Source organism: Stenotrophomonas sp. STEN240 (assembly GCF_056756175.1).
This window is the reverse complement of sequence record NZ_JBRRBO010000016.1, coordinates 1-25,275: the sequence shown is the minus strand read 5'-3', so window position 1 is coordinate 25,275 and position 25,275 is coordinate 1. Positions and strand designations below refer to the sequence as shown.

Here is a 25,275-nt window from a genome sequence, read left to right as displayed (position 1 = left end):
GCTTGCTGCCATTGCGCGATGCGGGAACTACGCCGCTCGCGGCTGCAACCCGCGCAGGCAATGCGATCAGCTGTGATCGCGCAGGAAGCGCGCCATCGATGACACGCCCGGCACTGCCGGTTCGAATTCGCCAGCGACGTCGATGAAGCCACGCATGATGGCGATGTCGCGCGGGGTGCGGTTGATCGCGTCGCGCATTTCCGGATCGGCACCGGCACGCAGCAGGCGCTGCACCAGTTGCGGCAGCCCGTGCAGAGCAGCCAGATGCAGCGGGCCGAAGCCGCGCGGGTCGCGTACGTCCAGCGACACGTCTTCGTCGAGCAGGCGTTCCACCGCAGCCAGCACCACGCTCTCGTCGCAGGCCGTGCCCGGCTCGGCGCGTGCGCCCAGCAGCAACAGCAGCGGCGTTACCGTGCCGGCCGAGGCCTGGTCCGGTTCGGCGCCGGCAAGCAGCAGGGTATCGAGCAAGGCCAGCAGGCGTGAGCGGTCACGCGAAGTGAAACCATAAAGCGCGGCGCAATGCAGCGGCGCCAGCTGCTGGTCATCACCGGCATGTACATCGGCGCCGGCGGTGAGCAGGCGCGCGACGATATCCGGCAGGCCCAACGCGGCCGCCAGCATCAAGACGGTGACGCCGCCGGGCAGACGGTGTTCGAGTTTGGCGCCGGCATTGAGCAGCGCCGCCACGATCGTGGTCTGGCGCATGCTCACCGCCGCCGACAACGGCGTGGCACCACTGGCCGCGGCATGCTGCGGATCGGCACTGCGCGACAACAGCAGGTCCACCACGGCGGCATGACCGCCGCCGGCTGCACGCAGCAGGCCGGTGCAGCCCTGCGCGTCGACCGCATCGACGGCAAAACCAAGATTGAGCAGGCGACGCACCGCATCGGCATCGCCGGCCATCGCCGCCGCAGCAACATCGGCATCGCGCAGCGCGCGCAGCGGCAGCTGCCAGCCGCGCCAGTCCAGCAGGTCGGCAAGATCACGACGGCCGCTGGACAGCGCAACGCCCAGCGGCGTCTGCCCATCGGCGGCGCGTGCATCGGGCGATGCACCCTGCAGCACCAGCTGCTTGAGTGCGGACTCGCGGGCCAGCGCGGTGGCCAGGTGCAAGGCGGTCATGCCGTGGCTGTCGCGGGCCTCGCGATCAACCCCGTTGAGCAGCAGCGTCTGCTGCAGCTTCAACCAGCCAAGGCGCACGGCCAGCGACAAGGCCGGATCACCCGCCGGCGAGGCGGCAAACGGATCGGCGCCACGCTCCAGCAATTCCAGTGCGAACTGTTCGGTGCTGCGTGCGCCGTGGTCGTGCTGCGCGCAGGCCGCCAGGAAGCGGGTCAGGCCACCGCGACCGGCCGGCGACACGCCCTGCTGCAGCAATACCTGCAGGGTGGGAATCGCATCGACGCCGCGCGACAGCAGGGCAAACATGGGGGTATCACCGCAGGCATCGAGCACTTCCGGCGCGGCGCCCTGGCCCAGCAGCCATTCCACCACGCGCGGCTGCAGCGCCAACTCAGGATCGTGCAGCAGGCCGCCCAGTTCATCGGCCGCACACAGCTTGGCCAACGGCGCCATGCCATCGACGTTGCCGAATACCAGCGCCTCGCGCAGCAAGGCCAGCGGCGCGCGATCATTGAGCACCGGCACGGCATCGCCTTCCGCACCATCGGCAGTGCTGGCCGCATCGCTGACTGCAACCGGCAACGGATAGCTCGGGTCGAGCAGCGAGACGATGCTCCAACGGCCCGCTGCGGCGGCATGCTCGATGGCGCGACGGCCATCGCTGCCTACCCCATCGGTGGCAATGCCCAGGTCCAGCAGGCGGCGGATAAGCGCGGCCGATACATGTTCGGCGCGGCTGGCCAGCAACACCGCATTGCTGCCTTCGCCATCAACGGCATGCACGTCGGGCTTGTGCGCCAACAGGCGCTCCAGCACCGCGGCGTGGCCTTGCGAGGCGGCGTCCAGCCACGGCGTGCGGCCGGCGGCATCGCGCGGTTCCACATTGGCACCGGCGTTGAGCAGGGTTTCGACGATATCCACGTGGCCGGCCAACGCAGCCTCGTGCAGCGCGCTGCGGCGCTGACGGTCACGCGCATCCAGCCGCGCCTTGTGCTTGAGCAGCAGCTGCACACCGGCCGGGTCATCGTCATCGGTGGCCGCGGCCTGTACCAGCACCGGCACGCCATCGGCCGGCTCGACCTTGGCGCCGCGCTCCAGCAGGAATTTGCCCAGCCGCCAGTTGCCAGCCTGGCAGGCCACCGCTAGGGGGCTGTGGCCGTCGTTGTTGAGCGCATCGATGTGGGCAGCGGCATCGCGCAGCAAGGCAGCGACGCCCGGATCGGAACTGCGTGCGGCGTGATGCAGCGGCGTATTGCCATCGGCATCGGGGGTGCGCGGATCGGCACCGTTGGCCAGCAGGGTCATCACCGCTTCGGGGCGACCGTGCCAGCTGTCGCGGGTTGCCGCCAGCAACGGGGTCATGCCGCGATGGGCCTGGTTGACGTCGACGCCACGGCTGATCAGCGCACGCAGCAGGCGCAGGTCCGGCAATACCGCCGCCAGCACCGCCAGGCTGCGCTGGTCGCGCGAGTCAGCCGGGGCCGGCGCATGCGGATCCGCACCGGCGTCCAGCAGTTGCAGGGCACGATCAATGCGGCCGCCGCGGGCGGCGTCATATAGCTGCGGCACCAGCTCGTGCTGGGCGATGGGTTCCAGCGGTGCCGGCTCGGCCAGCGCCTCGGCAAACGGATCAAACGCCGGCTGCTGCACGCTGCTGTTCTTGCCTGCCCCAGCCACCGGCGCGCTGCGCATGGACTGCAGCAGCTGATGCAGCAGCGGGGCGATCAAGGCGGTGGCAATGGCCAGCGGCCAGCGCAGGCCAGCGCTGACCAGGCCCGGCCAGGCCGGTGCAACGATGGCCGCGCACAGCAGCAGCACCAGGGCGGCTGCGCCCAGCCCATGCCAGGAATCCAGGCTGCGGCCACTCAATGCCTGCCACTGCGTCCGCAGCGAGCTGTCTTCACGCTCCATCGCGTGCCACAGCGGCCAGGTGCGCCACAGCGCGAGCAGCGCCACGCTGACCGCGATGCTCAATGCCAGCACCGCCGCCAGGCTGCCGCTGTCATGCAGCGCTGCCAGCGGCCAGGACACCAATACCGCCACCACCGCCGCACCGCCGGCCCACAGCCCCAACAGGCCGGGAAGCTCGCGTTTGAACACTGCCAGCGACGGGGTCACGGTGCGGCTGCGCCGCCACCACGACACCGCCAGTGCGAACGCGGGCTGGGCCAGCACGCCGCACACAGCCGCGACCACGCCACCGAACGCCGTGGCCAGGGTCAACAACACCCCCAAGCCCAGCGCGGCGGCAACTACGCGGCTACGTAATGCTTCAGTCATCGCGACCGTCGATGCGGGCGATCTTCACCGGTGCCAATGGCAACGGCGGCGCCTGCAGGTGGAAACCGCGCTCGGCCAGATTGGCGCGCACCAGCGCGACATCAGCCTGGGCCAGGCGACGTTCGGGGGTCAGGGCCACCTCCAATACGAAGGTATACGGCGCCAAAGTGTTACCCAGCGAAGCCGGGATCACATCGAAATCATCACGCTTGGCGAGGTACACGTAGGTGTCCTGCTTGCGTTGGCTTTTATAGACGTAAGCTTGCATGCCAGCGGGCTTGGCCCTGCATCGGGAATCGGAGATTGTGTCGGAAATCCGGCGCTGTTGAAAGGCGGAGCGTCAACGAGCAAATGAATTCGCAAGGCTCTTATACATTCATTTACATCAAGATTTTGTCGAGACGCGGCTGTACGGGCCGCCCGCCGGATGGCCTGGCCGCGCCCTGCCGATATACTCGCGCCCCGTCGAACCCATGGAAGATCACGTGACGTCTGCCTCACCGCCGCTTCTGGCGCCGCTGAACATCCTTGCCTACACCGCCACCACGGCGTTGGGGGCGGGCTTGGATGCGCAACGGCAAGCCCTGCGTGAAAAGCGCAGCGGGCTGCGCCCGAATGATTTCGGCGATGCGCCGCTGACCTGCTGGATTGGCCGGGTGGACGCACTGGAAGATCAGGCGCTGCCGCCGGATCTTGCAGAATTTTCCTGCAGAAACAACATCCTGGCATGGCACGCCTTGCAGCAGGACGGCGTGCTGGCCGCGCTGCAGCAAGTCCGCCTGCGCCATGGTGCAGGCCGCGTGGCGGTGGTCATGGGCACCTCCACGTCCAGTATTGGTGCCACTGAACAGGCCTACAGCCAGCTGGAAACGGCAGCTGATGGCAGCCAGCATTTTCCGCAGGCACTGAACCGCCCCCGCATTCATACTCCGCATTCGCTGGGCGATTTCGTGCAGGCCGCAACCGGCCTGGGCGGCCCCTGCGTGACCGTCGCCACCGCCTGCTCATCCAGCGCCAAGGTCTTTGCCCAGGCCGCGCGCCTGATCAATGCCGGCCTGGCGGACGCGGCCCTGGTCGGCGGTGTGGACACCTTGTGCGGCAGCGTGCTGTTCGGTTTCAACGCCTTGCAGCTGGTGGCGCCAACACCGTGCCAGCCCTTCGACGCGCGCCGGGTTGGCCTGTCGCTGGGTGAAGCCGGCGGTTATGCGGTACTGGAACGCGCCGACGCCGGCCCGCCCACCCCGCTGCAGCTGTCCGGCTATGGCGAATCCAGCGACGCCCACCATATGTCGGCCCCGCACCCGCAAGGGCTGGGTGCACGCCTGGCCATGCAGGCCGCGCTGCAGCGCGCCGGCATCGATGCCGACGCGGTGGGTTACCTGAACCTGCACGGCACCTCGACGCCGGCCAACGACAGCATCGAAGCGGCGGCAGTGGCGGCACTGTTCCCGGCCACCCTGCATGCAAGCTCGACCAAAGGCTGGACCGGCCACACGCTGGGCGCGGCTGGCATCGTCGAGTCGGTGTTCGCCCTGCTGGCACTGGATGACGGTCTGTTGCCGGGCACGCTCAACAGCGAGATTGCCGATGCCGCCTGCGGCCCGCAGATCCGCTTTGAAAACGCCCAGGCGCAGATCAACTACGCAATGAACAATTCCTTCGGCTTCGGCGGCAACAACTGCTCGCTGGTGTTCGGCAGGGCAGGATGAAGCAGATGCTGCAAGCAAGCGTGGAAGGTATCGGTTTCTGGGGCAGTGGGCTGCCCGACTGGGACAGCGCCTGCGCCTGGATGCGCAAGGGCGAACGCCCGCTCGACCCGCCAGCGCGGCCTTCGCCGCAGCTGCTGGCGGCCAATGAGCGGCGCCGCGCGCCCGGCACCGTGGCGGTGGCATTGGAGGCTGCACTGGCGGCCTGTGAAGCGGCCGATCGGGCACCGGCCGGGCTGCCTGCGGTGTTCACCTCCACCCATGGCGAGCTGACCATCACCGATTACATGTGCGCCACGCTGGCGGAGGATCCGCGCGCCATCTCGCCCACCAAATTCCACAATTCTGTACACAACGCTGCAGCCGGTTACTGGACCATCGGCGCCGGTGCGCATGTGGCGGCCACCGCCATCAGCGCCGGCAACTGCAGTTTTGCGCAGGGCCTGCTGGAAGCGATGGTGCAGCTGCATGCCGGCGAGGAAGCGGTGCTGTTGGTGGCCTATGACGGCAACGCCAGCGGACCGGCGGCCGAGGTATCGCCCAGCACCGGCCTGCTCGGCGCGGCGTTTGTGCTCTCACGCGAGGCCTGTGCAGGGCTGCCTGCATTGCAGCTCACCCTGCATACGCAGATGCCTGCAGCGCCTGTGCAGCGCAGTGAGGAAGGGCCGCTGCTGCAGTTGTTCGGCAACAATGCGATGCACCCGGCGCTGCCCTTGCTGGAGGCTTTGGCGATGGACCAGGAAAGCCTGTGGCTTCGCGCCGGCGCTGAGCAGTGGCTGGAAATCGGCATCCGCCATGAGTGAGCCGCGCCCGCTTTCAGCAGACAACGTCGCCGTCGTCATTCCGGCATTGAACGAAGAACTGCGCATCCGCCAGGTGGTCGAAGACGCGCTGCGCTATTTCCCGCACGTGATCGTCATCGATGACGGCTCCACCGACCGCACTGCCGACTGCATTGCCGACCTGCCGGTCAGCGTGATGCGGCACCCGCAGCGCATGGGCAAGGGCCACGCGCTGCGCACCGGCTTTGCCGAAGCCAGCCGCCGTGGCCTGCAAGGTGTCCTGACCCTGGATGGCGATGGCCAGCACGTTGCCGCAGACCTGCCGCGCCTGCTTGCCAGCGCCAATCGCCACCCCGGCTGCATCATCATTGGTGCGCGCCTGCGCAAGCGCGCCTCGCAGCCGCTGTACCGGCGCCTGGCCAACGAATTCGGTGATTGGGGCATCGCCTGGGGCACGCACTACCAGGTGGCCGACAGCCAGAGCGGACAGCGTTTTTACCCGGCCGAGGTTATCGCCCTGCGCGACATCTCGGCCGAGGGTTTCGTGTTCGAGGCACAGGTGGTGATCGCAGCGGCGCGGCAGCTGGGCACGCGCTGCGTGTCGGTGCCGATCGAATCGCGTTACCGCTGCGCCGACAGCGACGAGCAGTTCCGTCCCAGCCACTTCAAACCGCTGCAGGACCTGTACTGCATCACCAGCCACATCGTGCTGTTGGCACTGCGGCATGGCCACATCTGGCGCGTCTACCGCACCATCCGCAAGCACCCGCCGGTCATCGACAGCACCGACGTCGGCAACTGAGGCCAGCCCTCAGCCCATGCCGCCGTTGATGCCGATCACCTGGCCGTTGATGTAGCCGGCCGCATCGCTGCACAGGAAGGCCACCAGTGCCGCCACTTCCTCCGGTTTGCCGGCGCGTGCGGCCGGCACGGTCTGCTTGATCAGCTCCGGCGGAAATGCATCGGCCGCCATCTGTCCTTCGATCACCCCGGGTGCGACCACATTGACGCTGATGCCGCGGCTGGCCATTTCCCGCGCCAGTGACTTGCTGGCGCCGTGCAGGCCTGCCTTGGCAGCGGCGTAGTTGGTCTGGCCGCGATTGCCCAGCACCGCCGCCACCGACGAGACGCTGACGATGCGCCCCCAGCGGGTGCGCGCCATCGGCAGCAGCAGCGGCTGGGTGACGTGGAAAAAGCCGTTGAGACTGACATCGATCACCCGCTGCCAGCGCTGCGCGTCCATGCCGGCCATCGGCGCGTCATCGTGGATGCCGGCGTTGTTGACCACGATCTGGATCGGGCCATCGACCAGTAGCACTTCCAGTGCAGCACTGACTGCCGCGCAATCGGCGACATCGAACGCCACCGCCTGCGCGCTGCCGCCATCGGCAAGGATCTGCGCCACCACCGCCTCGGCACGCGCCAGGTTTGTGTTGGCGTGCACGATCACATGCGCGCCGTCCGCAGCCAGCTTCTGGCAGATCGCTCCGCCAAGGTCGCCACTGCCGCCGGTTACCAGCGCACGTCGTTGCTTGCTCATGATGCGATTGCTCCGCTGTATCTCATTTATTGTCACGGCAACTGCAACATCACCGCAGCGCGCCCTTCTGCCAGCAGCTGCCCCTGGTGATGGATGCGGAATGCATATTGCTGGCTGCCTTCGGCTTCCGCCAGCACCTGCGCGCTGGCCTCCAGCGCACCGGCCAGATCATCGATACGCGCCACATGCAGCTGCACATCACGCAGCGCCACCAGCACCCCCGGTTTCACCGCGCCGCCTTGTTCGCGGCCGCGCAGGCCACCGTGCACGGCCATCGCCTGCGCGCCGTATTCGCACAAATGGATAGCTGCCAGTTGATCGCCACGCCGCAGCGGATGCAGGACATCGCGGTGATTGAAAGCACGCAGCGCGATCTCCTGCGGCGACCAGTCCACTACCTCGTCCCACAGGCACATGCCGCCCTGGTGTGGAACCAGTTGCAGGATTTCATCACGCCCCAGCATTGCCACCCTCCTGCAGCGGATGCCGCGATATCAACAAGGCCAATATGAAGTTGCAGACCACGCCCAGCGCCACCGTGCTGCCGATCGCGCGCAGCACCGGGATCGACGAAAGACCAAGCAGGCTGAACACCAGCAGGGTCATCACGCTGCACACCAGCAGGCCGTGCAGGGTGCGCAGCTGGTCGGCATGGCTGTCACCGGCATGCTCGAAGAACAACCCGTAATCCAGGCCAAGCCCGGCAGCCAGGATCAGCCCGATCAGATGGAACAGGTTCAATTCCACACCCAGTCCGCGCAGTACCGCCAGCACCAGCAAGGTGGTCAGCAACATCGGCAGCAGCACCCGCAACACCCGTCGTGGCGAGCGCAGTGCGATGCCCACGGTCAGTGCCAGCAACAGCACGGCAACGGCCAGCGCCAGCAGCACACGGCTGCGGTAGTCGGCCACCAGCGATTCGGAGGCCTGCTTCATGTCCAGCAGCTGCGCGCCATGCAGGCGTGCGGTGCTGGCGACGGCGGCCACGTCGTGCAGGCCGCTGAGCGATACCAATGCGATGGCATGGCCCTCGCCCTGCACCAGCAGGCCCTCGACCGCTGTGGCCAGCGGCGTGCCGTGCAGATCGGCGGGCTGCAGTGGTGGCGCGGTGCGCGCGCGCATAACGTCGGCGACGAACGGAGCGAAAGCATCATCGATGAAGGGTGTGCCTGCCACCGCGCTGGCCAATGCCGCACGCAATGTGGCCTCGTCGGGCAACCGCTGTTGGCGTTGGCGCTGGGTGGCGGCGCTGGGCAGGTAGCGCGCTGCCATGTCGTAACGCTCTAGCTCGCCATTGGCGACCAGCGCATCCAGCGCAGGCCGCAACTGCTCGCTGGCGGCAAGCGCGGACTGCGTGTCGTCGCCGCGCACGGTGATCAGGTAACGCACGTCCGGCGCACCCAGCTCACTGCGCAGCTGCGCATCACGCGCCAAGTCCTGCGGATCCACCGGCGTCAGCCGGCCCAGATCGTTCTGCCAGAACGCACCGGGAGCCAAAGCCATCACCGCCAACGCCAAACCGGCGAGCAAGGCCAATGACCAGCGCGGCCGTGGCAGCCGTTGGGTGTGCTGCCACAGACGCGCCAACCGTGCGGAGTCGGCGAAATCGCGCGTGGCCGGATCGATCAGCGCCGGCAGCAGATAACGGGTGGCCAATGCGGCCGTGGCCAGCGCGGTGATGGTGAACACCGAGAGCTGCTTCAAGCCATCGACGCCGGAAAACAGAAACGTGAGATAGGCGATGCAGGTGGCGATCACGCCGGTGCCCAGCGTGGGCCACAGCGCGCGCACGTTGTCCCATGCCGAGCGGCCCGGCCGCTGGTGGCTGAAGAAATGGATGGGGTAATCCTGCACCACGCCGATCAGGGTGAAGCCGAAGGCGATGGTGATGCCGTGCACGCCATCAAAGCCCAGCGCCACCGCGCACAGGCCGGCAAGGCCAGCGCTGGCCAGCGGCAGGAAACCGAGAATCGGCATCTTCCAGCTGCGGTAGGCAAACCACAGCAGCAGGATCATGCCGATGGTGTCCAGCGTGCCGATCATGCCGGCTTCGCTGGCGGTGCGGTTGCCGATCTTCACCGAGAACGCGCCCGGCCCGCTCAGCTCGATGCGGCTGCCACTGCCGGCGGCAATGGCGGCGAAACTGCCGTTGATGGTGTCCACCGCCAACTGCTGCGCGCCGGGATCAAAACCGGCGGCATGGGTCTGCACCAGCAGCAATGCCTGCTTGCCGGCGCGGTCGAACCACACATCGTCGATACGCTGCGGCGCGTTGGCCGGCTGCAGCGCTTCGGCAACGCGCAGCACCTGCAGGGTGGGATCGGATGGCAGCAGCGGCTCGATCAGGCCGCCGGCAGGTGAGCCCAGGTCCTGCAGGCGCGCCTGCAGTTCCTCGCCCAGGTTGGCGCTGGAAAACGCATCCGCCGGCAATGCTTCGATCAGGTAGCGATAAGGCAGCAGCTGCTCGGGAAACGCCTCCAGCCCGGCCTGTTCGCCATTGGCGACCAGCTCGAACTGGGCGTCGCTGGCCAGCGCCTCACGCAGCGCGCGCGATTGCTGTGCCAGCTGCTCGGGCGCGGCACCAGACAGCGCCACCAGCAGCAGCCGCGCGCCCGGGCCTTCACCCAGCTCGTCCAGCAGCAGCTTCTGTGCAGGCGTGCGCGCATCGGGCATGAACTTGCGCAGGTCACCACTGACCTGGATGCGGCTGCTGATCCACATGCCCAGCACGCCGAGCAGCAGCAACCAGACAATGGCCAGGCCGATGCGCCCGGTGGAGGTCAGCTTCAACGCGAAGCACCGGCAGCGCACAGGCCGTTCAATGCCGCCGCTTGCGTCACGTTGGCCGCAGCCGTGGCCGCGCCGCCCAACAGGGTGCGTTGCACATCGCCCTTGGCCGGCTGGGTTTCAATGCAGCGCAGTTCCGCGTTCTGCCCATGCAGGGTCACCGCACGCACGCGCCGCGCCAAGGCATCGGCCTTGGGTGTGAGTTGCAGCTGCCAGTGTTGCGCGCTGCCCGAGGCCTGCAGCCGATAGTTCTGTTCAAGCGCGGCCAGGTCACCGGCCAGCATGGCGCCAAAGCTGGCCTGCAGATCGGCAAGTTCGGGCACCCGCTGCAGTGCGAACACACGCGGCGGCTTGCCGGCACGGGCAATGCTGACCTGGCCACTGGCAATGGTGGTGGTTTCGGCATACGGCGCGCGCACCTCGCGCACCAGGGTGTCGGCATCGGGGCGGCGGTATTGGCCTTCGACCCGCAGCGGCTCCTTCAGCAGCGCCGAGCCACGCAGTTCGAGGAAGTTGGTCTGGCTTGGTGCCGGTTGCGCCAGCTGACGCAGGATCCAGGCCGCATCAATGCCGCTGGCCAGGGCCGGGCTGCTGAGCAGCAGGCCGGTCAGCAGGCAGGCGAGCCGATGTTGCAGGGTCGTTGGAATGCCAGAAATCATAGAAGTTGAACCAGTTGTAGGGAGCTTGCCGCAGGTGATGCTCCAGCCTGCCGGCATAACGGTGGATAAGCGCGGACAACAGCTCATTGCGACGCGGGCGTGGGACATCCACGACCTCGGCAAACGATTCGAAGCGCAGGTCATAGCGGTTGCCGCCGCGATACAGGCCGAACGCCAGCATCACCGGGGCCTTCAGCGCACTGGCAATCAACCACGGCGCGGCGGGGAACGCGGCATCGCTGCCCAGCAGCGGCGCGGCGATGCTGGGCTCGCCCGGCCGCGCGCGGTCCACCAGCAAGGCCACCATCGCGCCATCCTGCAGCGCCTGCTGGATGGCCAGCACGATCGCGGTGCCATCCTGCCCGGCATCGATGATGCAGTCCGCGAGCTTGGGGTCGAGTTCGGCCAGCAGCTCGGTGATGGCCGCGTTGTGCGCGCGGTCCATCAGCACCCGCAGCTTCAGGTCCGGGCGCATCCTGGCCAGCACCCGCAGGGCATCAAAGCTGCCCAGATGGGAGCCGAACACCAGCACGCCACGGCCTTCGTCCAGCAGCTGCAGCAACGGCTCGGTACCGCTGCTGCGGATATCGAACAGGGCGGTACGGCCGGCCAGCAGGAATACCCGGTCAAGAATGGTGGCGGCGAAGGTATGGATGTGGCGGGCGACCTGCCAGGCGCCTGCGCGGTGACCACGCAGGCGCTGCAGGTAGTCGCGCGAGGCACGCCGCTCGGCTCCGCGCACGCAGTAGAAATACAGGGTGATCGGATACAGGCAGGCACGGGCGATACCGCGGCCGCCATGGCGGGCGATGCCGCCGATCAGACGGATCGCAGCGCGTCCGCCGCCTTCGGGACGGTGCTTCCAGTCAGTCTCGTTCATGCCCGCAGGCCGGCCCCGGCCAGCACCAGTTCGCCGCGCACCAGCAACCGGTCCTCACGCAGGACGCGGAATTTCCAGCGTGGCGACTGCCCCTCCAGTTCCACCCTGGCCTCCTCATCGGGCAGCAGCGGCGCCATGAATTTCACCTGCGGCAGGCGCAGGGCGCCAATGGCGTGCCCGCTATCGGCGGCGACCGCCAGCAATACCTGCTCCAGCAACACCACGCCGGGCACCAATGGCCGGCCCGGGAAGTGCCCGGGCAAACAGGGGTGATCGGAAGGAATGCTGAAGCGCATGGCGTGCTGTACCCGCTATTTTTGACGACAGGATACCGGCAGCCTTGGCGTTCAGCGCAGCAGGTCGCGCCAGAATGCCGGGCCCAGTTGGCCCATCTGGCGCATGAAATCCCAGGCATTGCGGTACGGGCGCTGCGGAAACAACTGCGAGCGCACCGCATATTCCAGCGCGAAAAAACCGCCAATCAGCCCCCAATCGGCGATGTTGGCGCACCACGACCATTGCTCATGGGTCACCGGCCACCACGGCTGGATGCCGAAGGCAGCCAGCAGGCCGTCGGGCACGGCACTCATCGCCAGCACCAGGTTGATCAGTGCCAACACCAGCAACACCACCGCCCAGGCACCGCTCAGACGCCGGGTGTAGCGCTCCAGCGGCACCGTCACCGGCATGCCGGCACGCGCATACAGCGCGCGCACGATGCGGGTGATCAAGGGAATCTGCCCCGGCAGCAGCGAACGCGCGAAACCCCAGGCCACCAGCAGCGGGAACACCACCGGCGGCGCCAGCAGCAGCATCCACGCCCATACCGAGCCGCCCAGCCACCACAACAGCGCACACGATGCCAGCAATACGGCCCAGGCCCACGGCCGCAGCCGCGCCAGCGGCTCGAGCAGGCACAACAGCACCAGCCCGGCCAAGGCCGCGGCCGCCCACAGGCCCTCGTTGCGCAGGCTGGCCACGTGCGACAGCACCGGGTAGGCCAGCAGCAGCAGCACCCGCAGCGCCAACGCCACCGGCCCTTGGCCGGGTTCAGGGCGGTCAGCGCTCACCGCGTTCAAATCGTCTTGTTGGCTTGGACGTGCGCCGACAGGGCGCGCAGCGAGCCGAAGATGCGGCGGTTGTCCTCGTTGTCCGAGCGCAGCTGGAAGCCATAGCGCTTGCTGATGGCCAGGGCCAGCTCCAGCGCATCGATCGAATCCAGGCCCAGGCCGTCATTGAACAATGCGGCTTCCGGATCGATCTGGGCCGGGTCCACGTCTTCCAGGTTCAGGCTTTCGACCAGCAAGCCGGCCAGCTCGCGCTCGGCTTCATTCTGTTGCGACATTTCCATACCTACGGCAAATAGAGCCGCAACGATCCGGCATCGCCGACTGTTGCGCAAGCATTACAGCTTGGGCACGCGGGGTATCATTGCCGTCTCTGCGATGCCCGATACGCCGTGCAATGACGTTCCCGTTCCATTCCAGCTACCTCAGCCAGCCGTGCTCCGCCTGCTTGCCTGCCAATGTCACGGGGGACTGAGATGAACGCCCAGACCTCGCCGGCGGCTGCCGCCTCGCTGCAGATCGACTATGCCGACCCGGCCCTGTTGCCGGCCTTGCTGGCTGACCCGCAGGTGCTGGCCATCTTCGGTTTCCACGCCGGCAACGCAGCGCCGCCCAGCGATGACCCGCGTTACCTGCAGGTAGGCCTGCAGGCCGATGGCGTGGCGCAGCTGGAAGTCTGGCGCAGCGACAAGCCCGTCAGTTGTGGCCGCGATGCCAACGGCGTGGCCTGGGCCAGCGATGGCGTGTTGATGTTCGGCGCGCTGCAGGTCGAGGAAAACGCGCATGGCGGCATCATTGGCGCCGCCGAGCACGCCTACGCGCAGTTGCTGCAGACCTTGCCGGCACACGCTTACCCGCACCTGCTGCGCATCTGGAACTACCTGGACGCCATCACCGAGGGTGAAGGCGACAACGAGCGCTACCGCGAATTCTGTGTCGGCCGTGCGCGCGGCATCGGCGACATCGACACCGGCACCCTGCCGGCAGCCACCGCGATCGGCCGGCTCGATGGCGTGCGCGTGCTGCAGGTGTATTGGCTGGCCGCGCGCAGCGCCGGCACGCCGCTGGAAAACCCGCGCCAGGTCAGCGCCTACCGCTATCCGCGCCAGTACGGCCGGCAGTCACCCAGTTTTGCCCGGGCCATGCTGGCCGCCACCGGCAGCCGCCTGCCGCTGCTGTTGTCGGGCACCGCCAGCGTGGTCGGCCACGCCACCCTGCATGGCGACTGCACGCAGCGCCAGCTGCAGGAAACCTTTGCCAATTTCGATGCCCTGATCGGTGCGGCACGTGCGCAGCGGCCCGGCCTGCCTGCGCATTTCGGCACCGGCAGCCGGCTCAAGGTGTACGTGCGCGACGCGGCCGAAGTGGCCAGCGTGCGCACCATGCTGGCCGAGCTTCTGCCGCCGCAGGTGCCCTACATCGTGTTGCACGCCGCAGTGTGCCGGCGCGATCTGCGAGTTGAGATCGACGGCGTCCACGACGCCTGAGCAGGCCGCCGGCGACAAGCGCGCCGGCAACTCCGATGGTTCAGTGGCGCAGCAGCGCCAGCACCGCATCGCGCGGCAGCTTGCCGGTATCGTTGCGCGGCAATACCGCCACCTTGCGCAGCGGCCGCGGCAGGAACACCGGGTCCATCAGCTCGCGCAGATCGCGCAGTATTTCCGCCTCTTCGCGGTCCGGCGCCACCACCAGCGCGGCGATACGCCCGACCGCATGGCCGGGTTCGGGCGCCAGCTGCACCACCACCGCGTCGACCACGCCCGGCACGGCCTGCAGCTTGCGCGTCAGGTCACCCAGCGAGGCGCGCTTGCCGGCGATTTCCAGCAGATCGGCGCGGCGGCCACGCAGCACGAAGCGTTCATCGGGCAACAGTTCCACCAGATCGGCCAGCACCACCGGCGCGGCCAGGTGGGCTGCATGCACCCGCGTGCCGTCCGGCTGCGGCTCCAGCCGCACGCCGGGCAGCAGCGTCCAGGCCGTCTCCAGGGCGGTGCGGCGACGGGCGAAGATGCAGGTTTCGGTGGAGCCGAACATCTCCCGCACCTCGGTGGCGAAGGCCTGCTCGGCGGCTGCGGCCAGTTCCTGCGCCAACGGCGCGGTGGCGGTGACGATGCCGGCCAGTGGCGGCAGCTGCACGCCGGATTCAACCAGCGCCTTGAGATGCACCGGGGTGGTGATCAGCACCCGTGGCGCGCTCACTTCAGCCAATGCCAGCGCCACATCCTGCGGAAAGAACGGCCGCCCGGCCTGCAAGGTGGCCGGTGCCAGCAAGGGCATCAGCACCGCCATCTCCATGCCGTACATATGCTGCGAAGGCACCGTCGCCACCAGCGCCGGCTGCGCGTCGCCCCACAGGCTGCGCAGGGCCTGCAGGTTCTGCGCGGTGCTGGCCAGGAACGAGCCCCAGGTTTTGCTGTTGGCGCAGGGCGTGCCGGTACTGCCCGAGGTGAAACCGATCGCCACCAGCTGATCCTCGCCCAGCGTCGGCGTTTCGCCGGCCAGGCGCGGCAATACCGCCGGCAACAGGAACCCGCCCGGCGGCAACGGCTGCTGCGCATCGTCGCCCAGGCAATAGGTCTGCGGGTAACGCTGCTGCACATCGGCCACCACCGCATGGGCGCGTGAAGACGGCAGCAGGTTCACCTGCCCGCGCAACGCCACGGCGCAGAACGCCACCAGAAAACGATAGCGGTCGTCGCATAGATTGACCGCGTGTTGACCGGATGGCAGCACGGCCGCCAAGCCCCGCACATGTTCAAAGAACGTCTGCAGATCGACCGACTGGCCGCCGCCACTGGCCAACAACCGGTGCAACGGACCCCGGGCCAGCGGATGGCGCGTGGTGGAGGGCAACTGCTCAGAAACAACCGACATGCGACTGCGACGACCTCGTTCGAAGGAGTGTCCGTCGCGGCTGCAGCCACGACAGGGCGGCCAGCTTGGCGCTGCCCGGCCCGGCTGGCAAGCCGGAACGGGCATTGTGGTTAAGCAGGGGCAGGATCAGTGATAGCCGGTATCAGCAGTCACCTTGCCGCGGAAAACCCGGTAGGACCACACCGTATAGCCAAGGATCACCGGCAGCAGCAGCGCCAGCCCGACCAGGCTGAAGGCCAGCGAGGAGACCGGCGCGGCCGCCTGCCACAGGGTCAGGGTGGGCGGCAGCAGGTAAGGCCACATGCCCAGCACCAGGCCGATGAAGCCCAGCACGAACAAGGCCAGGGTGAGCAGGAAGGGCGGCAGGTCGCGGCGCGGATGCATGGCGCTTCGCCACAGCGCCACCGCCACCGCCAGGGTCAGCAGCGGCACCGGCGACAGCCACCAGAAGTTGCCGTCGCTGAACCAGCGCTCCATCACCCGCGACTGCAGGAACGGCAGCCAGGTGCTGACCAGGCCCATGAACACGATCACCGCCACCATCAGCGGCCGGGTCAACGAGCGTGCCAGGGCCTGCTCGCGGCCCTCGGTCTTGAGGATCAGCCAGGTGCTGCCGAGCAGCGCATAGCCGGTCACCACCGCCACCCCGGTCAGCATCGAGAACGGGCTGAACCAGCCAAACGCGCCACCGCTGTAATGCCCGTCCTGCATCGGCAGGCCCTGCACCAGCGCGCCCAAGATCACACCTTGCGCGAACGCGGCCAGCAGCGAGCCCAAGGCGAAGGCCACGCTCCAGATCGCCCGCGAACGATGCGCCTTGAAACGGAACTCGAAGGCCACGCCGCGGAACACCAGCGCCATCACCAGCAGCAGCACCGGCAGATACAGACCCGACAGCAGCACCGCGTAAGCCTTGGGGAAGGCCGTCATCAGCCCTGCGCCGCCCAGCACCAGCCAGGTTTCGTTGCCGTCCCAGATCGGCGCGGCGGTATTCATCATCACATCGAGCTGCTGCTCATCCTCGGCAAACGGCGCCAGGATGCCGATGCCAAGCACGAAACCGTCCAGCACCACATACATCAGCACGCCGAAACCAATCACCGCGAACCATGCCACCGGCAGCCAGGTTGTCATTTCCATGTCAGCGCTCCTCCAGCGGTTCGTTGACGCCGGACAGCGGCCGCGCCGGGGTATGCATGCCGTCGTCGCGCGGCGGTTGCTCATGTGGCGCCGGCCCGCTGCGCATGATCTTGACCAGGTACCAGATGCCCCAGCCAAACACGAACAGGTAACCGATCACGTACACGCTCAACGACAACACGGTCATCCACACGCTCTGCGTGCCCACCGCATCTGCAGTGCGCAGCAAGCCATAGACCACCCACGGTTGCCGGCCCATCTCGGTGACGAACCAGCCGGCAACCAGCGCGATGAAGCCGCTGGGCAACATCCAGTTCCAGCCACGCAGCAGCCACTTCGACTGCAACAGACGCCCCCGCCACAGCTGGAACGCCGATATCCACGCCAGCACCAGCATCAACGAGCCCAGCCCGACCATGATGCGGAATGCATAGAACACCGGCACCACCGGCGGCCGTTCGCTGGCCGGCACGGAGGTCAGCGGCGCAAACGTGCCGTCCAGGCTGTGGGTCAGGATCACGCTGCCCAGCTTGGGGATGGCGATCTCGTAATCGTTGCGTTCTTCCTTTTCGTTGGGCACCGCGAACACCACCAGCGGCACACCTTCGCCCGGCTTGGTCTCATGCCAGTGCGCTTCCATCGCGGCGATCTTCATCGGCTGATGTTCGAGCGTGTTCAAGCCGTGCATGTCGCCAACGAATATCTGCACCGGCACCGTCAACGCGGCGAAAGCCACGGCTGCCACCAGCATCTTGCGACCGGCTTCCACATGCACGCCGCGACGCAGATACCAGGCGCCAACACCACCGATGACAAAGCAGGTGGTGATGAACGAACCCAGCGCCATATGCGCCAACCGGTACGGGAACGAGGGGTTGAACACCACCTGCCACCAGTCCTGCGGATGCACGATGCCATCGACCAGCGTGTAGCCGGCCGGCGTGTGCAGCCAGCTGTTGGACGACAGGATCCAGAAGGTGGAGAACAACGTTCCCAACGCCACCATGCAGGTGGAAAAGAAGTGCAGACGCGGCGAGACCTTTTCCCAGCCAAACAACATCACACCCAGGAAGCTGGCTTCCAGGAAGAACGCGGTCAACACCTCGTAGGTCAGCAAGGGCCCGATTACCGTGCCGGCCACTTCGCTCAGGCGCGGCCAGTTGGTACCGAACTGGAAGGCCATCACGATGCCGCTGACCACGCCCATGCCGAAGGACACCGCGAAGATCTTCTGCCAGAAGAAGAACAGCTCGCGCCAGACCGGATTGCGGGTGCGCAGCCAACGCCATTCGACGAAGGCCAACCAGCTGGCCGTGCCGATGGTGAAGGCAGGGAACAGCACATGAAAACTCACGACGAACCCGAATTGGATCCGCGACAACAGCAGCGCTTCCACGGGCGCGTCTCCGTTCTCATTAATTGGGGCGATTCTGGTCCTGTATTGGTTAAGAACGGATGTGACCTGATGTCGCAGTGCGTCAAAAAGTCGCAGCAGCTGTAGCCCCCTCCCTTTGGCGCAGCCAAGGGGAGGGTTGGGGAGGGGTGAGCTTTGCTCCCTCCCTTTGGCGCAGCCAGGGGGAGGGTTGGGGAGGGGTGCGCTTTTGCCTTTGGCTCTACGGCAACATTTCAATGCCAGAACAGCAAAAGCCCAAAAGCACCCCTCCCCAACCCTCCCCTGCGCCTATGGCGCAAGGGAGGGGGCAGAGCCGCCGTCCGCGCAATTCGTACGGGACCGCAAACATTGCCGATTCCGGCAGCTCAGCCGCCGAACCCTGTGCCCATGACCTGTGGCCCAGCCCGCAGCGCGGGCCTGCTGCTACCCTTGCCCGGTTCTCTACACGGTGCCGAATGATGCCCAAGCTGCTGCCCCTGTCCCTGCTGTTGTTGACCGCTTTCGGCAACGCCCATGCCGCGCCCACGCCGATCACCATCGAACAGGCGATGGCCGACCCGGACTGGATCGGGCCGCCGGTGGAGTCCGCCTGGTGGTCGTGGAACGGCCAGCAGGTCGAATACACGCTCAAGCGCCAGGGCAGCGCGGTGCGCGACAGCTTCCGCCTGCCGCTGGCCGGCGGTGTCGCCCAGCAGGTTGCCGATGATCAGCGCGGCACCCTCGACGCGGCTGATCGCGTCTATGACAGCAGCCGCCAGCGCATGGCCTTCGTCCGCAATGGCGACGTCTTCGTGCGCGACCTGCGCAACGGCAACCTGACCCAGCTGACCCGCAGCAATGAACGCGCCAGCGGCGTCAACTTCGCCAACGATGGCGGCGTAATCTGGGCAGTGGGCAACAACTGGTTCCATTGGAACCCGCGCACCAGCATCACCAGCCAGGTCGCCCAGCTCAAGGCCGACAAGAATCCGGCCGATGCACCCAAGGCTGACGTGCTGCGCGACCAGCAGATGCGCACCCTGTCCACCCTGCGCAGCGACCGCGCCCAGCGCGAAGAACTGCGCGAGCAGGGCGAGCGTTGGCGCCAAGCCGATCCGACCCGTGCATCGGCGCCGATCTTCCTCGGTGCCGACGTCGAGATCGTGACCAGCGTGCTCTCTCCTGACGCGCGCCATCTGATCGTAATCACCTCGCCGAAAAGCTATGAAGAAGGTAGGGGCGGCAAAATGCCGCTGTACGTTACCGAGTCCGGCTACGAAGACGCCGAAGACACCCGCACCCGCGTTGGCCGCAACGATCCCGTTCCGCAATCGTTGTGGCTGGTTGATGCAAGCACCGGCAAGGTGCAGCCGATGTCGTTGGACGCTCTGCCCGGAATCGCCACCGATCCCCTGGCCGAATTGCGGCGCAAGGCCGGCAAGGACGCGCTGAAGGGCAATCGCCCTGTGCGTATCGGCATTGATGGCTGGGGTGGTGGCTATGAATCAATCCGCTGGAGCAACGACGGTAGCCAAGTGGCCATCCTGCTCCGCGCAATTGACAACAAGGACCGCTGGATCGCCACTGCCAGTGTCAGCAACACCAGGTTGGAGTCCCGCCATCGCCTCACCGATGGCGCCTGGATCAACTGGAACTACAACGACTACGGCTGGATGCCCGATGGCCGCACCCTGTGGCTGCTGTCCGAAGAATCCGGCTACTCGCACCTGTACACGCAGAGTGGCGGCAGCAAGCCCAAGGCCATCACCTCGGGCAACTGGGAAACCTCGGCGCCGGTAGTCAGCGCCGACGGCAACAGCTTCTACTTCGTCTGCAACCAGAAGTGGCCGGGCGATTACGAAGTCTGCAACGTCAACGCCAATGGCGGTGCCGTGCGCGAAGTCACCGCACTCGACGGTGTGGAAGACTTCAGCCTGTCGCCGGACGGCCAGCAGCTGCTGGTGCGTTACTCCGCACCGTATCTGCCCGCCCAGGCTGCCGTGCTGCCGGTCAGCGGCGGCGAAGCGCGCAAGCTCACTGACACCCGCAGCGCCGAATTCAAGGCACGTGAGTGGGTGCAGCCGCAGATGGTGCAGGTCCCGTCCAAGCACGGCGCCGGCCACGTCTGGGCCAAGTACTACGGCCCGGAAAAGCTTGAAGCGGGCAAGCAGTACCCGATCGCCATGTTCGTGCACGGCGCCGGCTACCTGCAGAACGTGCATGCGCGTTATTCCAACTACTTCCGCGAGCAGATGTTCCACAACCTGCTGGTGCAGAAGGGTTACATCGTGCTGGACATGGATTACCGCGGCAGCGAAGGCTATGGTCGCAACTGGCGCACCGCCATCTACCGCAACATGGGCCACCCGGAGCTGGAAGACTACCTGGACGGCCTGGATTGGTTGGTCGAGACCAAGCAGGGTGACCGCGCCCATGCCGGTATCTACGGCGGCTCCTACGGCGGCTTCATGACCTACATGGCGCTGTTCCGTTCGCCGGGCACGTTCAAGGCCGGCGCCGCGTTGCGCCCGGTGGGCGACTGGCATCAGTACAACCATGCCTACACCAGCAACATCCTCAACACCCCGGACATCGACCCGGAGGCTTACCGCATCTCCTCGCCGATCGAGTATGCCGAAGGCCTGCAGGACAACCTGCTGATCGCGCACGGCATGATGGATGACAACGTGTTCTTCCAGGACTCGGTCAACATGACGCAGAAGTTGATCGAGCTGCACAAGGACAACTGGTCGATCGCGCCCTATCCGCTGGAACGTCACAGCTATACGCGTGCCGACTCCTGGCTGGACCAGTACAAGCGCATCCTCAAGCTGTTCGAGCAGGAACTGAAGTAAGCATCAACAAGGGCGCCGCGAGGCGCCCTTGTTGTTTGTGGGTGTGGATGCTTTTTGTGTACTGCGAAGAGAGCACCCCTCCCCAACCCTCCCCTTGGCTACGCCAAAGGGAGGGGGCGGCTTTGCCACCCTCCCTTGCGCAACGCGCAGGGGAGGGCTGGGGAGGGGTGCTCTTGATCTTGATCTTGATCTTGCTCCCGCAGCACCCACCACACCCCAAGCCTCCAGTACCATTCCCCGCACGGAGCCCCACCCGCTGGAAGCACATGTCCAACATCGAAATCCCCATCCGCATCGTCACCGCCGTCATCCTCGACCCACAGCAGCGCGTGCTGGTCGTGCGCAAACACGGCTCGAACACCTTCATCCAGCCCGGTGGCAAACGCGAACCCGGCGAGGAGGCATTGCAGACCCTGGCGCGTGAGCTGCACGAAGAACTCGGTGTGCACGTCGACACCGACAATGCACAGGCCCTCGGCACTTTCGAAGACGCCGCCGTCAATGAACCCGGCCGCCGTGTGCAGGGCGAATCCTTTCTGGTGAACATTGCCGGCATCCCGCAGGTGCAGGCAGAGATCGCCGAGCTGGCATGGATCCCGCTGCAGCCACCGCACGGCGTGAAGCTGGCGCCGCTGAGTGCATTGCATGTCCTGCCTGCAGCGCGCGCAGTGCTGTTCCCCGCTGCGAAAGCCGACTGAATCCCGCAATAGTCCACCACCACATCCGTAGCGAGCCACCGTGACTCCACCCCAGCTCCCGCCTCCTCCTTCCGCAGCGGCCTCTTTCATTGCCGTCACCGCCAAACTGTCACTGGTGATGTCGGTGCTGGCCATTGTCTGGAGCCTGCTGCAAGTGCTGGTGGTGGCATTGGTAGGCCGCCTGGACATCCTCGGCGCAATGCAGAACGAAGGCCTGCCGGTAACGCCAGGCATGCTTTGGCTCGGTGAACACGCACTCTCGCTGAGCGTGCTCGGTCTGCTGCTGTCGTTCGCGTTTCTGGCAGTGTCGTGGGCCTTGCTCAAACACCGCGAATGGGGCCGCATCGGCTTCATCGTCTTCCTGGTGCTGTTGGCCGTGGCCAACTTCGCCTTCCTGCCGCTGATACACGGCATGTTTGAAGGCATGCAGGCGATGGTGCCTGCCGACTTCCTCAATTCGCCACAAGGTCTGGAGATGCGCGTGCAACTGCGCGTCGGCCTGTGGACCTCGCTGATCACCGGCACCGCTGCCGCCCTGGCCGTGGCCGGGTTGCATGGATGGTTGGTGATCAAGCTGCGTCGCCCCGACGTTCGCGCCCTGTTTCGTTGAGTACCCCGGAGTTTGCATGTCCGTCCCACGTTATCTATCCGCCTTCGCCAGCGGCTTGCTCGCGCTGAGTGCGCTGCCGGCCGCCGCCGCCACCTTGAGCTGCGGCAGCTATACCGCCGAAGAGGGCTCGGCCCGCTTCGTGATTGAGAGCAGCAGCCAGGCCTCGATGCGCTATGAAGGCCTGGCCCCCACCCAGTACGTGATCCGCCAGCAGGGCAGTACCCTGCATGCCGCCGACGTCTCCAATGGCTTCAGCACCGAGTACAGCCTCAGCCGTGACGGCAAGCGCATCACCGGCAGCCTCGGCGACTATGTGCTTGATTCAAGCAGCAGCTGCAAAACTGCGCCCACGCCCGCCGCGAACAGCTGCCGTGCCGATATCGACAGCTGCATCGACAACGCCAGTTCTGCGACGCCGCAGCAGCTGAGCCAGTGGTGCCAGGAAGACCTGCCCTTCGCCTGCGAACGCCTGCTGTCCAGCTACCGCGATGAAGCCCAGGCCGCACAACAGGCGGCCGAACCCGATCCGGACCTGGAAGAGCCTGCTGTCTGCAAGGAAGGCAACCCGCAGTACAACGAGACTGCCTGTCTGGCAGCGGCCAAGGAAATGCTGGGCATCGCCATGGCCAAGGCGCTGGCCGGCGCGCTGAGCAGCGACACGGTGGTCCTGCCCCCCGCTCGTCTGGATGAACTGCAGCAGCTGTGCCGCAGCCACCCGGACGCAGGCTTCTGCGGCAAGGTCGCCGACGCGCAATGGGACGCCGAGCGCTACCTGCCTGCACGCGATGCGCTGCAGCTGGCCTGCAAGGCCGGCGCGGATGAGATGACCTGCAAACGCGCACAGAGCCTGGCCGCGCTGAGCGCCGCCGACCTCGCTGCCGGCCCCGCCAGCAGCCTGCCCTGCGGCGACTACAAGGCCAGCACCGGCCTGATGGACGAGCTTGGCTTCGGCGACAACGGCCTGGTCAGCGTCAGCATGGGCAGCGAGCTGCGCGCGCGCCTGCAGGACGGCCGCATCCACATCCGCCACGACAAGGGCGGCGATTTCGTGTTCAAGCCGCTGCGCAACGGCGGCCTGCTCGGCATCGATAGCTGGAACCGCTACGCCGTCTATCAGCGTACCGGCGGCAGCACCCAGTGCAGCGCGCCGAAGGTATTCGTCGAACTGCCGCTGCCGCAGGACTGCCCGCTGGGCAATGACCCGCAGGCCTGCTGTGACAGCGGCAAGCTGCAGGGCTGCAACGCCGTCGGCCACCGCCATTCGCTGGCCGGCGACTGGCAGGCCGCAGCGCCGTCCTACCAGAAGCTGTGCCAGGCTGGCGTCCGCGTGGGCTGCGAGAACCTGCGCACTGTCTACGAGAACACCGGTGACGAAGACATCCCCGGCAAGCTGCTGTCCATCTGCAAGCGCGATGGCAAGGGCACGCATGTGGCCTGCGATGTCTACGAGACCACCAACTGGGCAATGGCCGGTTTGGGCGCACAGCTGATGCGTGCCGCCGAAGACCTCGACAACGAAGAAGAGGCTGAAGCACCGGCGACGCCCAGCAAGGGCAAATCGCTGCGCAAGTAAGGCCTTGAGCGCAGGCCACCACGGCGGCCTGCGCTACAGTACGCACATGAACGAATTCGACCGCGTACGCGACTATCTGACCGGCCTGCAGGACCGCATCTGCGCCGCCATCGAGCAGGCCGACGGCCAGGCCCGTTTCAACGAAGACCGCTGGCAGCGCGCCGAAGGCGGCGGTGGCCGCACCCGCATCCTGCGCGATGGCGCGGTGTTCGAGCAGGCCGGTATCGGCTTCTCCGACGTCGCCGGCACCCGCCTGCCACCCTCGGCCTCGGCCAACCGCCCGGAGCTCGCAGGAGCGTCCTGGCGCGCCTGTGGCGTGTCGCTGGTGTTCCACCCCAACAACCCCTACCTGCCCACCACCCACGCCAACGTGCGCTATTTCCAGGCCGAACTGGATGGCAAGACCGTGGCAGCCTGGTTCGGTGGCGGCTTCGACCTGACCCCGTTCTATCCGTTCGACGAAGACGTGCAGCATTGGCATACGGTTGCCCGCGATCTGTGCGCGCCTTACGGCGCCGATCGCTATGCCGCGCACAAGCGCTGGTGCGATGACTACTTCTTCATCAAGCACCGCAACGAAACACGCGGCGTTGGCGGGCTGTTCTTTGATGACCTGCACGGTGATTTTGAAACCGACTTCGCTTATATGCAGGCCGTTGGCGATGGCTTCCTGGATGCCTACCTGCCCATCGTCGAACGCCGCAAGGACACCCCGCATGGCGAGCGCGAGCGCGAGTTCCAGCTCTACCGCCGTGGCCGCTACGTCGAGTTCAACCTGGTCTACGACCGTGGCACCCTGTTCGGCCTGCAGAGTGGCGGCCGCAGCGAAAGCATCCTGATGAGCCTGCCACCCCGCGTGCGCTGGGAATACGGCTACCAGCCCGACAACGGCAGCGACGAAGCGCGCCTGGCCGAGTACCTGGTACCAAGAGATTGGCTGGCCTAGCTCCGTAGTGCCGAGCCATGCTCGGCAGGGGCCATACAAGCAGCACCACGACCGGTAGTGCCGAGCCATGCTCGGCAAGGGCCCTACAAGCAGCACCACGACCGGTAGTGCCGAGCCATGCTCGGCAAAGGGCCTTACAAGCAGCACCACGACCGGTAGTGCCAAGCCATGCTCGGCAGGGGCCTTACAAGCAATCTTGTAGGAGCGGCGTAAGCCGCGAAGCCGGCAGCAATGAAATAGAAGCGATGCCTGCAAACGGGTAGACCACCAGCTTCGCGGCGTAACCCGCTCCAACAAGTTTTGATTACTGGTAAATCCACTTCCCAGCATTGCACGGCCCAACAACAACGACGCCCCAGCCCAGCAATGCGAGGCACAACA

At 66.7% G+C, this 25,275-nt stretch carries 22 protein-coding genes; 9 read left to right on the top strand and 13 right to left on the bottom strand.

Going from position 1 to position 25,275, the window contains the following annotated elements; genetic code table 11:
* Positions 1-66: 66 nt before the first annotated feature.
* Together ACVOKO_RS09440 and ACVOKO_RS09435 are read right to left on the bottom strand one after the other, a co-directional pair.
* Positions 67-3,405: an ankyrin repeat domain-containing protein gene (locus ACVOKO_RS09440; protein WP_346498670.1), complete on the bottom strand. Its 3,339-nt coding sequence runs from the start codon at positions 3,403-3,405 to the stop codon at positions 67-69.
* Entirely contained in the window at positions 3,398-3,673 is a 276-nt protein-coding gene (locus ACVOKO_RS09435; protein ID WP_057626938.1) for a YcgL domain-containing protein, read from the bottom strand. The genes ACVOKO_RS09440 and ACVOKO_RS09435 overlap by 8 nt, the downstream gene beginning before the upstream one ends.
* 241 nt (positions 3,674-3,914) lie before the next feature.
* Here ACVOKO_RS09435 and ACVOKO_RS09430 point away from each other — a divergent pair, with 241 nt between their 5' ends.
* The 3 genes from ACVOKO_RS09430 to ACVOKO_RS09420 are packed head-to-tail and all read left to right on the top strand — an operon-like array spanning position 3,915 to position 6,695.
* The gene (locus ACVOKO_RS09430; RefSeq protein ID WP_346498729.1) at positions 3,915-5,114 is read left to right on the top strand and encodes a beta-ketoacyl-[acyl-carrier-protein] synthase family protein; all 1,200 of its coding nucleotides are present in this window, start codon (positions 3,915-3,917) and stop codon (positions 5,112-5,114) included.
* Between the two features lie 5 nt (positions 5,115-5,119).
* On the top strand, positions 5,120-5,914 hold the full coding sequence (locus ACVOKO_RS09425) for a beta-ketoacyl synthase chain length factor (protein WP_346498669.1): 795 nt from the start codon (positions 5,120-5,122) through the stop codon (positions 5,912-5,914).
* Complete coding sequence (locus ACVOKO_RS09420; protein WP_346498668.1) at positions 5,907-6,695, top strand: glycosyltransferase family 2 protein; 789 nt, start codon at positions 5,907-5,909, stop codon at positions 6,693-6,695. Before ACVOKO_RS09425 ends, ACVOKO_RS09420 begins: the two co-directional genes overlap by 8 nt.
* A gap of 9 nt (positions 6,696-6,704) precedes the next feature.
* Here ACVOKO_RS09420 and fabG read toward each other — a convergent pair whose 3' ends face one another.
* From fabG to ACVOKO_RS09380, 8 genes are all read right to left on the bottom strand, one after another.
* Positions 6,705-7,436, bottom strand: coding sequence for a 3-oxoacyl-ACP reductase FabG (gene fabG, locus ACVOKO_RS09415; protein ID WP_346498728.1), 732 nt, complete (start codon positions 7,434-7,436; stop codon positions 6,705-6,707).
* A 29-nt stretch (positions 7,437-7,465) separates the two neighbouring features.
* A complete protein-coding gene (locus ACVOKO_RS09410; RefSeq protein WP_346498667.1) occupies positions 7,466-7,897 on the bottom strand; it encodes a hotdog family protein in 432 nt (143 codons plus the stop codon).
* Entirely contained in the window at positions 7,884-10,154 is a 2,271-nt protein-coding gene (locus ACVOKO_RS09405; protein ID WP_346498727.1) for an MMPL family transporter, read from the bottom strand. The genes ACVOKO_RS09410 and ACVOKO_RS09405 overlap by 14 nt, the downstream gene beginning before the upstream one ends.
* Positions 10,155-10,219: 65 nt before the next feature.
* Positions 10,220-10,879: a LolA-related protein gene (locus tag ACVOKO_RS09400; RefSeq protein ID WP_346498666.1), complete on the bottom strand. Its 660-nt coding sequence runs from the start codon at positions 10,877-10,879 to the stop codon at positions 10,220-10,222.
* On the bottom strand, positions 10,785-11,759 hold the full coding sequence (locus ACVOKO_RS09395; RefSeq protein ID WP_346498665.1) for an LpxL/LpxP family acyltransferase: 975 nt from the start codon (positions 11,757-11,759) through the stop codon (positions 10,785-10,787). Before ACVOKO_RS09395 ends, ACVOKO_RS09400 begins: the two co-directional genes overlap by 95 nt.
* A complete protein-coding gene (locus ACVOKO_RS09390) occupies positions 11,756-12,055 on the bottom strand; it encodes an ApeI family dehydratase (RefSeq protein ID WP_346498664.1) in 300 nt (99 codons plus the stop codon). The genes ACVOKO_RS09395 and ACVOKO_RS09390 overlap by 4 nt, the downstream gene beginning before the upstream one ends.
* A 51-nt stretch (positions 12,056-12,106) precedes the next feature.
* A complete protein-coding gene (locus tag ACVOKO_RS09385) occupies positions 12,107-12,829 on the bottom strand; it encodes a ketosynthase (protein WP_346498663.1) in 723 nt (240 codons plus the stop codon).
* Positions 12,830-12,834: 5 nt separating this feature from the next.
* Entirely contained in the window at positions 12,835-13,104 is a 270-nt protein-coding gene (locus ACVOKO_RS09380; RefSeq protein WP_346498662.1) for a phosphopantetheine-binding protein, read from the bottom strand.
* A gap of 198 nt (positions 13,105-13,302) precedes the next feature.
* On the opposite strand from ACVOKO_RS09380, the gene ACVOKO_RS09375 reads away from it, so the two are divergent.
* The gene (locus ACVOKO_RS09375) at positions 13,303-14,313 is read left to right on the top strand and encodes a chorismate transformation FkbO/Hyg5 family protein (protein WP_346498661.1); all 1,011 of its coding nucleotides are present in this window, start codon (positions 13,303-13,305) and stop codon (positions 14,311-14,313) included.
* A 40-nt stretch (positions 14,314-14,353) separates the two neighbouring features.
* Here the strand turns inward: ACVOKO_RS09375 and ACVOKO_RS09370 are convergent, their stop codons facing one another.
* The 3 genes from ACVOKO_RS09370 to ACVOKO_RS09360 all read right to left on the bottom strand — a co-directional run bounded on the left by ACVOKO_RS09370 (position 14,354) and on the right by ACVOKO_RS09360 (position 18,236).
* Positions 14,354-15,700 carry an AMP-binding protein gene (locus ACVOKO_RS09370; RefSeq protein ID WP_346498660.1) on the bottom strand — a complete coding sequence of 449 codons (1,347 nt, stop codon included), beginning with the start codon at positions 15,698-15,700 and terminating at the stop codon, positions 14,354-14,356.
* A 126-nt stretch (positions 15,701-15,826) separates the two neighbouring features.
* Entirely contained in the window at positions 15,827-16,840 is a 1,014-nt protein-coding gene (gene cydB, locus ACVOKO_RS09365) for a cytochrome d ubiquinol oxidase subunit II (RefSeq protein ID WP_346498659.1), read from the bottom strand.
* Between the two features lies 1 nt (position 16,841).
* Complete coding sequence (locus ACVOKO_RS09360) at positions 16,842-18,236, bottom strand: cytochrome ubiquinol oxidase subunit I (RefSeq protein ID WP_346498658.1); 1,395 nt, start codon at positions 18,234-18,236, stop codon at positions 16,842-16,844.
* 455 nt (positions 18,237-18,691) lie between these two features.
* On the opposite strand from ACVOKO_RS09360, the gene ACVOKO_RS09355 reads away from it, so the two are divergent.
* The 5 genes from ACVOKO_RS09355 to hemF all read left to right on the top strand — a co-directional run bounded on the left by ACVOKO_RS09355 (position 18,692) and on the right by hemF (position 24,894).
* Positions 18,692-21,067, top strand: a complete 2,376-nt coding sequence (locus ACVOKO_RS09355) for a S9 family peptidase (protein WP_346498657.1) — start codon at positions 18,692-18,694, stop codon at positions 21,065-21,067.
* 266 nt (positions 21,068-21,333) lie between these two features.
* The gene (locus ACVOKO_RS09350) at positions 21,334-21,765 is read left to right on the top strand and encodes an NUDIX hydrolase (RefSeq protein WP_346498656.1); all 432 of its coding nucleotides are present in this window, start codon (positions 21,334-21,336) and stop codon (positions 21,763-21,765) included.
* A 40-nt stretch (positions 21,766-21,805) separates the two neighbouring features.
* The gene (locus ACVOKO_RS09345; protein WP_346498655.1) at positions 21,806-22,375 is read left to right on the top strand and encodes a hypothetical protein; all 570 of its coding nucleotides are present in this window, start codon (positions 21,806-21,808) and stop codon (positions 22,373-22,375) included.
* A 16-nt stretch (positions 22,376-22,391) separates the two neighbouring features.
* Complete coding sequence (locus ACVOKO_RS09340) at positions 22,392-23,948, top strand: hypothetical protein (protein WP_346498654.1); 1,557 nt, start codon at positions 22,392-22,394, stop codon at positions 23,946-23,948.
* Positions 23,949-23,994: 46 nt separating this feature from the next.
* Positions 23,995-24,894 carry an oxygen-dependent coproporphyrinogen oxidase gene (hemF, locus tag ACVOKO_RS09335; RefSeq protein ID WP_346498653.1) on the top strand — a complete coding sequence of 300 codons (900 nt, stop codon included), beginning with the start codon at positions 23,995-23,997 and terminating at the stop codon, positions 24,892-24,894.
* The last annotated feature ends 381 nt before the right edge of the window (positions 24,895-25,275 follow it).

Excerpts from the sequence above, each read along its gene's own strand:
- ACVOKO_RS09440 (WP_346498670.1), bottom strand. The coding sequence starts at position 3,405 with ATGACTGAAGCATTACGTAGCCGCGTAGTTGCCGCCGCGCTGGGCTTG.
- ACVOKO_RS09435 (WP_057626938.1), bottom strand. The coding sequence starts at position 3,673 with ATGCAAGCTTACGTCTATAAAAGCCAACGCAAGCAGGACACCTACGTG.
- ACVOKO_RS09425 (WP_346498669.1), top strand. The coding sequence starts at position 5,120 with ATGCTGCAAGCAAGCGTGGAAGGTATCGGTTTCTGGGGCAGTGGGCTG.
- ACVOKO_RS09420 (WP_346498668.1), top strand. The coding sequence starts at position 5,907 with ATGAGTGAGCCGCGCCCGCTTTCAGCAGACAACGTCGCCGTCGTCATT.
- ACVOKO_RS09410 (WP_346498667.1), bottom strand. The coding sequence starts at position 7,897 with ATGCTGGGGCGTGATGAAATCCTGCAACTGGTTCCACACCAGGGCGGC.
- ACVOKO_RS09405 (WP_346498727.1), bottom strand. The coding sequence starts at position 10,154 with ATGTGGATCAGCAGCCGCATCCAGGTCAGTGGTGACCTGCGCAAGTTC.
- ACVOKO_RS09400 (WP_346498666.1), bottom strand. The coding sequence starts at position 10,879 with ATGATTTCTGGCATTCCAACGACCCTGCAACATCGGCTCGCCTGCCTG.
- ACVOKO_RS09395 (WP_346498665.1), bottom strand. The coding sequence starts at position 11,759 with ATGAACGAGACTGACTGGAAGCACCGTCCCGAAGGCGGCGGACGCGCT.
- ACVOKO_RS09390 (WP_346498664.1), bottom strand. The coding sequence starts at position 12,055 with ATGCGCTTCAGCATTCCTTCCGATCACCCCTGTTTGCCCGGGCACTTC.
- ACVOKO_RS09380 (WP_346498662.1), bottom strand. The coding sequence starts at position 13,104 with ATGTCGCAACAGAATGAAGCCGAGCGCGAGCTGGCCGGCTTGCTGGTC.
- ACVOKO_RS09375 (WP_346498661.1), top strand. The coding sequence starts at position 13,303 with ATGAACGCCCAGACCTCGCCGGCGGCTGCCGCCTCGCTGCAGATCGAC.
- ACVOKO_RS09370 (WP_346498660.1), bottom strand. The coding sequence starts at position 15,700 with ATGTCGGTTGTTTCTGAGCAGTTGCCCTCCACCACGCGCCATCCGCTG.
- cydB (WP_346498659.1), bottom strand. The coding sequence starts at position 16,840 with ATGGAAATGACAACCTGGCTGCCGGTGGCATGGTTCGCGGTGATTGGT.
- ACVOKO_RS09355 (WP_346498657.1), top strand. The coding sequence starts at position 18,692 with ATGCCCAAGCTGCTGCCCCTGTCCCTGCTGTTGTTGACCGCTTTCGGC.
- ACVOKO_RS09350 (WP_346498656.1), top strand. The coding sequence starts at position 21,334 with ATGTCCAACATCGAAATCCCCATCCGCATCGTCACCGCCGTCATCCTC.
- ACVOKO_RS09340 (WP_346498654.1), top strand. The coding sequence starts at position 22,392 with ATGTCCGTCCCACGTTATCTATCCGCCTTCGCCAGCGGCTTGCTCGCG.
- hemF (WP_346498653.1), top strand. The coding sequence starts at position 23,995 with ATGAACGAATTCGACCGCGTACGCGACTATCTGACCGGCCTGCAGGAC.